Genomic DNA, 8,947 nt, shown 5'->3' with positions numbered 1-8,947 from the left:
CCCAGGGATTGCGCGAAGCGGAGCTCGCGTCGGGGCTGGGGAGCATGCGTCCGTGGGGGCCGGGGCGCGCGCAAACCCCTCCGGCATGGCGCGAAGCGTTACAAGCGCATTGGTCGCCGGAGCCGTCCGGGGCGTATAGATACGGACATCGGAAGCCGGGCACCGGACTTGCTGGCGCTCGACGCCAGATGTCGTTGTGTCAGGAGCCGATATTGACGAACATACGTCCCTATTCCCTCACCCCCGCGGCTGCAGTGGCCGCCGCGCCCGAGAAAACAGCCGTGCAGCCACGGCGCCACCCCGAGGGCGTTCCCCTTGACAACCGGGCCGCGGAACTCGCCGCGGGCTTGCAAGCCGAGCCGGCGCGCATCGATCCAAAATTCCTTTACGACGCACAAGGCTGCGTGTTGTTCAACGCCATCTGCGAGCTGGAGGAGTACTACCCCACGCGGACCGAGCGCGCCATTTTCGAAGCCCACCGGGCAGCCATCGTGCGTTCCTTGCCTGCCAGCGTGCAATGGGTGGACCTTGGATGCGGCGATTGCGCCAAATCCCGCGATTGGCTCCCCCACGTCGATGCCTGCCGCTATGTGGGCGTGGACATTGCCGCCGATTGGGTACGCCGCGAGGTGGCCGCACTGGGCCGTCACTTTCCCCAGATGCCGTGCGAGGCGATGGAGGCGGATTTTTCCGGGGAATTCGACCTGCACGGTGCGCTGGTCGACCTGCATGAGCATCCCCCCGTCTTTTTCTATCCAGGCTCGTCCATCGGCAACTTCTCGCCCGGTCGCGCCGTTGCATTCATGGCGGCCATCGGCCGCGAAGCTGGCGCCCGGGGGTGCCTGCTGATCAGCGCCGACCTGCGCAAGGATCGCCAGACGATGGAGCGGGCCTATGCGGACGACTTGGGCGTGACCGCAGCCTTCAACCGGAATGTGCTGCGGGTGTGCAACCGCGTGCTGGGCACCGACTTCCAACCGGCGGATTTCGCGCACGAGGCGATCTTCGATGCCGAGCGTGGGCGGATAGAGATGCGGCTGCGGGCCCGAAAGCGCGTCCGGGTCCGGTGGGGCGCCATGGGCCGCACGTTCCAGCCCGGCGATGCGATCGTCACCGAGCATTCCTACAAATACACGCCCGAACAGTTTGACGGCATGCTGGCCGAAGCCGGATTCTCCGTGCGCAGCATGTGGACCGATCCGCGCGCCTGGTTCGGCGTATTCCTGGCACAGCGATGAACGCGCGCGACGCAACGAATTGGCAGGCCCTGTTGGCGCGCCGCTTCGTCGCCGTGCGCGATGCGACCCTCGCCATGCTGCACGGGTTGTCGGCGGAAGACTGCATGCTGCAATCCATGGCGGAGGCCAGCCCGGTCAAATGGCACCTTGGCCACGTTGCATGGTTCTTCGAGACTTTTGTGCTCGAACCCAGGCTGCCCGGGCACGAACCGTTCGATCCGGCCTTTCGGGAGCTGTTCAATTCCTATTACGTGGGCGTTGGCGCACGCCATCCGCGCGGCGAGCGGGGATTGTTGTCCCGCCCGTCGCTCGAGCGGGTGCTTGCCTATCAGCGATCGGTGTCGGAGCGCCTGCTGGCATGGATGGGCGAAGAGGCCCTGCCGGCCGAGGCGCTCGACCTGATCGAGCTCGGCCTGCAACATGAACAGCAGCACCAGGAGCTGATCGCCACGGACCTCAAGCACCACCTTTGGTGCAACCCCTTGCTCCCGGCGTGGGGCAGTGTGCCGGAGGGCCGGACCGAGGTCGCTCCGGGGCCGCTCCGGTTCCGCCGCTATGACGCGGCCTTGGTCGGGATCGGCCATGCCGGGGACGGATTCGCGTTCGACAATGAATCCCCCCGGCATCGCGTTTGGACCGAAGCATTCGAATTGGCGGACAGGCCTGTGTCGAACGGCGAATACTTGGCTTTCATCCGCGACGGCGGCTACGAGCGCCCGGATCTGTGGCTGTCCGACGGATGGGATGCCCGCTGCCGGCAAGCCTGGGACATGCCGCTGTATTGGCTGCGCAGGGCAGGCGATTGGTACTGCTACACGAGCTTTGGCGTGCAGTCGCTCGACGAGGCCGAACCGGTCTGCCACTTGAGCTACTACGAGGCGGATGCCTATGCGCGGTGGGCGGGGGCGCGTTTGCCCACCGAACAGGAATGGGAGCGCGCGGCTGCGGAGGCGGGCATCGAAGAGGGCGACTTCGCGGAGGCAGGCGTGTTCCACCCCCGGCGCCTGCGGCCCGGGTGCACGGCGTTCCTGGGCGGCGTTTGGGAATGGACCCAGAGCGCCTATCTGCCGTATCCCGGCTTTCGTCCCGCAGCCGGGGCAGTGGGGGAATATAACGGCAAGTTCATGATCAACCAGATGGTGCTGCGGGGTGGGTCATGCGCCACGCCCCGCAGCCACCTGCGCACGACGTACCGGAATTTTTTTCCGCCCGCCTCGCGTTGGCAGTACGCCGGCTTGCGGCTGGCTCGTTCAGGAGATTCGCATGGCTGACCCCAAACCACGCAAGCCGGAGCGCACGCGCGCGCAGGACGACGTCGGCCAACCCGAGCCGCGGCTGCCCCATGAACACGACGAGTCTCACGACAGCCAGGAAAGCGCCCCGCGCGAGATCATCGAGCAGGCCTATCGGGACGTGCAATCAGGGCAGGAGGATACCGACCTGCGAGCCAGTCGCGGCAAGCGCCAGAAGACGGTGCCGCCCGACGAATCGTGACCTACGCGGCCGGTCAGCGCTGCCCGCCCCGGCCAGCAGGGGCATCGGCGTTGCGGCTGGCGTCGCGCAAGGTCGAGAGCAGGCCCTTGCAATCGGCGTCGCTGCCTGGCCCGGTCTCGACCAGGGGGATCAGTGCCGCGAGCGGATTGATGAAGGCGAGCGCCACGGCCGCGCCGGCACGCGCCAGCAGGCTCGCCTTGTCGATTTCGAAGTCCGGTTTGGCGAAGGTGCCGACGATGTTGATCGGCGAGCGGGCGGCCAGGATGCTCTTGTCCTTGGGCTGAGGCTCCAGGCGCAGGTTCAGCTTTTCGGTCCGGAGGTCGATCGTGCCGCTCCCGTCGATACGCGTATCGTCGGTATCGACGACGAATGCCTGTGCCGTGGCGAGGCCTTGCTTCACGTCGAAGGTTGCTACGGCGCACCGCAGGCGAGTCGCTTCGTCCCCCCCGATCAGGAACCCAAGCGCCTGTCCCGCGTCCAGCCCGATCGCTTCGACCAGCAGGTTCGAGATTTCGCCGCCCGTCACGGCCAGCCCGAGCGACCCGCCTGCGTGGGCGAGCATGGCGCGCACGGAGTTGCCGGTCGTCTTGAGCTTGACGTCGGCGCCTAGCGTACCCTCGCTTTTCTTCATCAGTTCCACGTCGGGAAACAGGCGGTTCAGCCGTGCGCGTTGGATCGCGATCCGGGCGTCGGCGCGGATGACCGGCTGGCGCGCATCCATCGTGATGTCCGCCCGTAGCTTGCCGCCCGCGTAGCCGAAGTTCAGGGGAGCGAGCTTGAGCACGCCGTCTTGCAATACGAGCCGGGACGAGAAATCGTCGAATGCCCAGGGACCGCGCACGCGTACGTCGCCGGCGTCCAAGGTCACGTCTGCGTCGATGGCGTTGAGGCGTTCGAGCTCGAATTCGGCATCTGGTAGGACGCGGCCGTCCGACGCGCGGGCGTTCTTCTTGGCATCGTGCTCCGAATCATCGCCCACGCCGATCAGCGGGCCGAGGTCTTTCATGTCCAAGACGCGGCTCTTGAGCCGGGCGCGCAGTAGCGGCTTATGTGCGCGCATTTCGTAGTGCGCATCGCCGGATATGTCTGTGGAGCCGATGGTTCCTTGCATGCCGACCAGGTCGAAAGTCGTTGCGGTGCGCCTGAGCTGCCCCTTGAGCCGGTAGGGCGGGGTGGCGGGCAGCGGCAGGTCGATGTAGGGATAAAGCGTCGACAAGGTCGGTCCGCTGGCGTCGAGGGCGAGGTCCACCTGGGCATCGCCGAAAATATCCCCGACCTGCCCTTCGGCGCGGATGCGCGTCCGTCCGGCTTGGGCGTCGATGGAAAAGGGAAACGGGGTGCCCGAGTCCCGGAGGGTCAGGATACTTCCGGCACGCGCGACGCCGCCGAACACCCCTTCGCGGTACTTGCCGTCGAACTGGAGCTTCATCCCATAGGCGGGCCCCGATGGTGGTGGTGCTTCGCTGTCGGCGCGCAGCTTGCCAGCAACGTCCAGCACGCTGTCGTCGTACGTGATCGCTAGACGGTTGAAGGCGAGCGTGCGCAGCACGATGTCCGGCGGCGGGCCGGAGTCTTCCGATTTCGGCAGGGTCCAGTTGTCGAGCTTGTCGTTCCGCGCCAGGTGCACTTGGCCGCCGTCGATGGACAGCAAGTCCAGCACGATGGCGCGCTTGAGCAGCGGTAGCAGCCGGACGTGGATATCGACCGCTTCGGCCTCGACCATGCGCTGCGGGCGGAACTGCGGAAGGTTGTCGACCTTCAACCCCTGGAGATGAATGCGCGTGACGGGACGCAGCTGCATGCGAAATTCGTCCAGCATCACCGGGCGCCCCAGCTTGTCGCTGGCGATGCGCTCCACGGTGCCGCGCAGGAAACGCCAATCGGTCAACAGCGCGGCGGCGATGAGAAGCAGGAGAAGGCCAGCGAAGGCAGCCAGGAGTTTCAATGCGCGCATGGGGAAATCCAGAAGAGGCGGCTGCCTCCACACCCCCGTTTTAATGGGTCAGGGTTGTTTGCGCAATTCGGCCGGCGGGACTTTCATCAAGTCCCGATATTTTGTGACCGTGCGCCTCGCCACCACCACGCCCTGTTCCGCGAGCAAGCGTGTCAGTGCGACGTCCGAGAGCGGCTCGCGCGGATTCTCCGCGGCAATCATGTCGCGGATCAGCGCGCGCACGGCCGCGGCCGAACAGCGCCCGCCGGTGTCCGTGGCCAATTCCCTCGAAAAGAAGTGCTTGAATTCGAAAACGCCGCGGGGCGTCGCCATGTATTTGTTGTTCGTCGCGCGCGAGACCGTGGACTCGTGCAGGTCGAGTTCCTCGGCCACTTTGCGCAGCACCAGGGGCTTGAGCGCGATCTCGCCGTAGTCGAAGAACGTGCGCTGGTGGGCGACGATGGCTTCGGCCACCCGTTGTATCGTGGCGAAGCGCTGTTCAACGTTCCGAATCAGCCAGCGCGCTTCCTGCAGTTCCTGCGCCAGGGGCGCGCGGTCGTCATAGCGCGCCTTGCGGAACAGGTTGGCGTAGGCCTGGTGCAGCCGCGCCTTGGGCATCACCGCGGGGTTGGTCGTAATGATCCATCTGTTCCTGACCTTGCGCACGATGACGTCCGGCACGATGTGGTCGCTCTCGGGCTCGGAAAACGCCAGGCCGGGACGCGGATTCAGGCTTCGGATCAGGCGGCACGCGACCGCGAGCTCGCTTTCATTGCACCCGAGCTTGCGGCGAAGTTCGGCCGTCTCGCGCCGGGCCATGAGGTCCAGGTGCGAGCCGGCGATTTCCATGGCCAGCATGCGGCCCGGCGTTCCGGGATCGAGGGATTCCAACTGCAGCCGCAAGCACTCGCCGAGGCTGCGTGCTGCCAATCCGGGCGCGTCCAGGTGTTGGACGAGCTTGAGGGCAACCATCCATTCGTCGGGGTGGGGCGGCGGGGAAATGGCCAAGGAGACGGCAAGTTCGTCGAGATCCTGCCGCAGATAACCGTCTTCATCCAGCGCTTCGATGATGACCTCCGCCAGCAGGCGGTCTCGTGCGCCCAGGCGGTATCCGCAGAGCTGCTGGTGCAGGTGATCGTGCAGGCCGACGCAGCTGTGTGTCCATTGCCCGACGTCGGGACGTTCGTCGCCGTCGTCGTCGCGGCTTCGGTCGCTGGGATACGGCGCCGAATACGGTTCCGGGTCGAACGGGGGCGGTTCGGAGGCGCGCAGGTCGGCTTCTTCGGCCTGCGAAATCTCGCCCGCGTTGCGATCGACCGACAGCACCGTTTCTCCCGCGGGCGGCGCGTCGTCCTGATCGTCTTCTTCCAGGAATGGATTGGTCGCGATTGCCTGTTGCAGCTCTTGCGTGAATTCGAGTGCGGACATCTGCAGCAGCTTGACCGACTGCTGGAGTCTTGGCGTCAAGGATAATTGCTGACGCACTCGCATGTCGTACGTGGCTTGTACCAAGGCCGTCTCCCGTGCTTTGGATGCGGGGGCCGAGGCCGGCCCCCAGGTGTCGCGATCTCAAGCAATTGCAAGCTTCGTGCCAATCGCGAAACGGTAGGCAGACGCAGCGCAGCGGTAGACAATGGCGTGCAGCTCTTGCCGGTTCGGTAAGTTTTACCTGCGCAAGGCCCACCGGGCCAGGGGCCATCCACTACATAACGTGGAGTGCATGACAGAATGATTACGTTCTTTGGCTTCGTTGTTTGTGTCGCGGCAGTCCTCTCGGCTCTCGGTTGCGCGCACCCCCTGCCCGACGCAGAAGACGCGCCGCCCCGGCGCGAGGTGCGCATTTCCACCGACAGCGGATGGCTGACCTACCGGGAGAGCCGGCGCATCATCCAGCGCTTGGGCGCAGGCGCCGGCGCGCAGGAATTCCTGGCCCGGCACCTGCAGGTGGAAGAGGCGGTGGCCGATGCGCCGCTCGCCGCCGGCAACGCCGTGCAGTTGTTCGCCGACGGTCCCAGCACCTATGCGGCGATGGAAACGGCCATCGGCGGCGCCCGGCGTTTCATTCACCTAGAGCTACATCTTCGAGGCCGATGCCGTGGGCTTGCGTATCGCGCAACGCCTCATCGACAAGCGTGGGGAAGGTGTGGCAGTGGCCGTGATGGTCGATGCCGTGGGCACGCTGTCCGTGCCGCCGGAGCTTTTCGAACGCATGCGGCAGGCGGGCGTGCAGGTGGTGTTCTTCAATCCGGTCAATCCCCTCCAAGGACGCGGTGCGTGGTCCCTCAATGAGCGCAGCCACCGGAAGATCCTGGTGGTCGACGGTGAAATCGCTTTTGTCGGGGGCATCAACCTGAGCGACGTCTACGCGTCCCGGCCGGGGCGCGGCTCTTCGGGCGGAAAGGCGGCAGATGCGCAAAGCGCGCCCTGGCGCGACACCCATATCAGCATACGCGGGCCTGCAGTCCAGGATGTCGAGCGCGTTTTCCTCGACGGCTGGCGCAGCCAGGATGGCCCGGACCTGGGCGCCGCGGATTTCCTCGTCCCGCAACCCCGCAGCGGACCGCACGTGGTGCGCATCCTCGTCAATCGTCCCGGTGAAAGCGACAATCACGCGATTTACCTGACGCTGCTCTCAGCCATCAACAGCGCGCAGCGCTCCATCCATGTCACGATGGCCTACTTCGTTCCCGATCCCGCCTTTATCGCGGCGTTGTGCGAGGCGGCGCAGCGGGGCGTGGACGTCGTCTTGCTGTTGCCGGGGTTCAGCGATTCTTCCATCGTGTTCCACGCAGGACGCTCGCATTACGAAACGCTGCTGGAAGCAGGGGTGAAAATCTACGAACGCAAGGATGCCTTGCTTCATGCTAAGACTGCGGTGGTAGACGGCGTTTGGTCCACGGCGGGGTCTAGTAACCTCGATTGGCGCAGCTTTACCCTGAATCACGAAATCAATGCGGTCATTCTCGGAGCCGGATTCGGCGCGGAAATGGAAGCGCTGTTCGAGGCGGACCGCCGCGCCGCGGTACGGGTGGATGCCGAACAGTGGCGCAGGCGGCCGGTTTCACAGCGGTTCAAGGAGTTCTTCGCCCGGCTGTGGGAGCGCTGGCTCTGAGTGTCCGGTCATCCCTGGCATCCGTGCCGGCGGGCAGCGTTCAGGCGTCAGCGCCGCCGTGCTTGTAGCTGTCGAGCCGGTTGTAGAGTGTCTTGAGGCTGATGCCCAGCGTACTGGCGGTTTGCCGCTTGTCGCCGCCGAAATGGGCCAGCGTGGCCAGGATGAGCTCCCGCTGCGCTTCGGGCAGCGGCGTGCCCACGGCCAGCTCGATGCGGCCGTCGCGACGCACGATCCGTCGGTTCCGCGGAGCCGGCTCGGGGCTGCGCACCTCGACTTCCTCGTCAGCGAGTATGAAGGCGCGGTGGATCGCGTTCTTCAGCTCCCGCACGTTGCCCGGCCAGCGATGGTGGCGTAGGTTGTCGAGGGTGCCCTTGGCGAAGCGCTTGCGGGTTTTCTCGGCCGCGTTGAGTTGGTCGAGGAAGCGCCGCGCGAGCAGCTCGATGTCAGAGGTGCGCTCGCGCAGCGGTGGCACGCGCAAGGGAAATACCGCGAGTCGATACAGCAGGTCTTCCCGGAACCTGCCGTCCTGGACGGCAAGTTGCGGGTCGCGATTGGTCGCTGCGATGACGCGGACGTCGGTTGAGATCTGCTCCGTCCCCCCCACGCGGTGAAAGGCGGCGGTCTCGAGGACGCGGAGCAGCTTGATCTGCATGTCCGGCGCCATTTCCGTGATCTCGTCCAGGAATATCGTGCCGCCGGCGGCGCGTTCGAAATACCCGGCGTGCTGCTGGATGGCGCCGGTGAAACTGCCCTTTTCGTGGCCGAACAGCTCGCCCTCGATGAGGGTGGAGGGGATGGCACCGCAGTTCACCGGGATAAAGGGGCCGCTGGAGCGGGGGCTCTTCTCGTGCAGCGTGCGCGCGACCAATTCCTTGCCCGTGCCGCTCTCGCCGATGATGAGCACGGTGAGCGAAGTGGGCGCGACTTTCTCGATCTGTTGGTACAACTCCCGCATGGCGGGTGATGCGCCATACAGCAGTCCGTAGTGGTCCCGGGCATCCGGTAGGCGCTCGGCCGAGGGAGCGGCGTTGCCGTCGGAACCCGGGCGTTGCGTTTCGGTATCGATCGTCGAGGCCTGGGCTTCGTCAGGGCGCATTGCCGGTTCCTTCCGCATGGGGCTCCAGGGGCGAGGCGAGCCGCGTCGCTGGGCGGCAAGGCCCCATTCTAAGC

The 8,947-nt window shown here is 65.9% G+C and carries 7 protein-coding genes; 4 read left to right on the top strand and 3 right to left on the bottom strand.

The window, feature by feature from the left end; translation table 11 throughout:
• The first annotated feature begins 212 nt into the window (after positions 1-212).
• From egtD to IRZ12_RS12870, 3 genes are read left to right on the top strand one after another with little or no spacing between them, the layout of a single operon-like run.
• A complete protein-coding gene (gene egtD / locus IRZ12_RS12880; protein WP_296469044.1) occupies positions 213-1,238 on the top strand; it encodes an L-histidine N(alpha)-methyltransferase in 1,026 nt (341 codons plus the stop codon).
• Positions 1,235-2,509 carry an ergothioneine biosynthesis protein EgtB gene (gene egtB, locus IRZ12_RS12875; RefSeq protein ID WP_296469042.1) on the top strand — a complete coding sequence of 425 codons (1,275 nt, stop codon included), beginning with the start codon at positions 1,235-1,237 and terminating at the stop codon, positions 2,507-2,509. Before egtD ends, egtB begins: the two co-directional genes overlap by 4 nt.
• Positions 2,502-2,732: a hypothetical protein gene (locus tag IRZ12_RS12870; RefSeq protein ID WP_296469040.1), complete on the top strand. Its 231-nt coding sequence runs from the start codon at positions 2,502-2,504 to the stop codon at positions 2,730-2,732. The genes egtB and IRZ12_RS12870 overlap by 8 nt, the downstream gene beginning before the upstream one ends.
• Positions 2,733-2,745: 13 nt before the next feature.
• On the opposite strand, the gene IRZ12_RS12865 is transcribed toward IRZ12_RS12870, so the two are convergent.
• On the bottom strand, positions 2,746-4,686 hold the full coding sequence (locus tag IRZ12_RS12865) for an AsmA family protein (RefSeq protein ID WP_296469037.1): 1,941 nt from the start codon (positions 4,684-4,686) through the stop codon (positions 2,746-2,748).
• 48 nt (positions 4,687-4,734) lie between these two features.
• Positions 4,735-6,177 carry an RNA polymerase factor sigma-54 gene (locus tag IRZ12_RS12860; protein WP_296469035.1) on the bottom strand — a complete coding sequence of 481 codons (1,443 nt, stop codon included), beginning with the start codon at positions 6,175-6,177 and terminating at the stop codon, positions 4,735-4,737.
• A gap of 583 nt (positions 6,178-6,760) precedes the next feature.
• Here IRZ12_RS12860 and IRZ12_RS12855 point away from each other — a divergent pair.
• The gene (locus tag IRZ12_RS12855; protein WP_296469033.1) at positions 6,761-7,777 is read left to right on the top strand and encodes a phosphatidylserine/phosphatidylglycerophosphate/cardiolipin synthase family protein; all 1,017 of its coding nucleotides are present in this window, start codon (positions 6,761-6,763) and stop codon (positions 7,775-7,777) included.
• Between the two features lie 40 nt (positions 7,778-7,817).
• On the opposite strand, the gene IRZ12_RS12850 is transcribed toward IRZ12_RS12855, so the two are convergent.
• Positions 7,818-8,873, bottom strand: a complete 1,056-nt coding sequence (locus IRZ12_RS12850) for a sigma-54-dependent Fis family transcriptional regulator (RefSeq protein WP_296469030.1) — start codon at positions 8,871-8,873, stop codon at positions 7,818-7,820.
• Positions 8,874-8,947 lie beyond the last annotated feature (74 nt).

Origin of the sequence: Pigmentiphaga sp., assembly GCF_019689535.1 — a bacterium.
GTDB lineage: Bacteria > Pseudomonadota > Gammaproteobacteria > Burkholderiales > Burkholderiaceae_B > Pigmentiphaga.
The sequence above is the reverse complement of the archived record's forward strand: the minus strand, read 5'-3'. Positions and strand labels throughout refer to the sequence as shown.

Coding starts and splice junctions, on each gene's coding strand:
- egtB (WP_296469042.1), top strand. CDS start 1,235: ATGAACGCGCGCGACGCAACGAATTGGCAGGCCCTGTTGGCGCGCCGC.
- IRZ12_RS12870 (WP_296469040.1), top strand. CDS start 2,502: ATGGCTGACCCCAAACCACGCAAGCCGGAGCGCACGCGCGCGCAGGAC.
- IRZ12_RS12865 (WP_296469037.1), bottom strand. CDS start 4,686: ATGCGCGCATTGAAACTCCTGGCTGCCTTCGCTGGCCTTCTCCTGCTT.
- IRZ12_RS12850 (WP_296469030.1), bottom strand. CDS start 8,873: ATGCGCCCTGACGAAGCCCAGGCCTCGACGATCGATACCGAAACGCAA.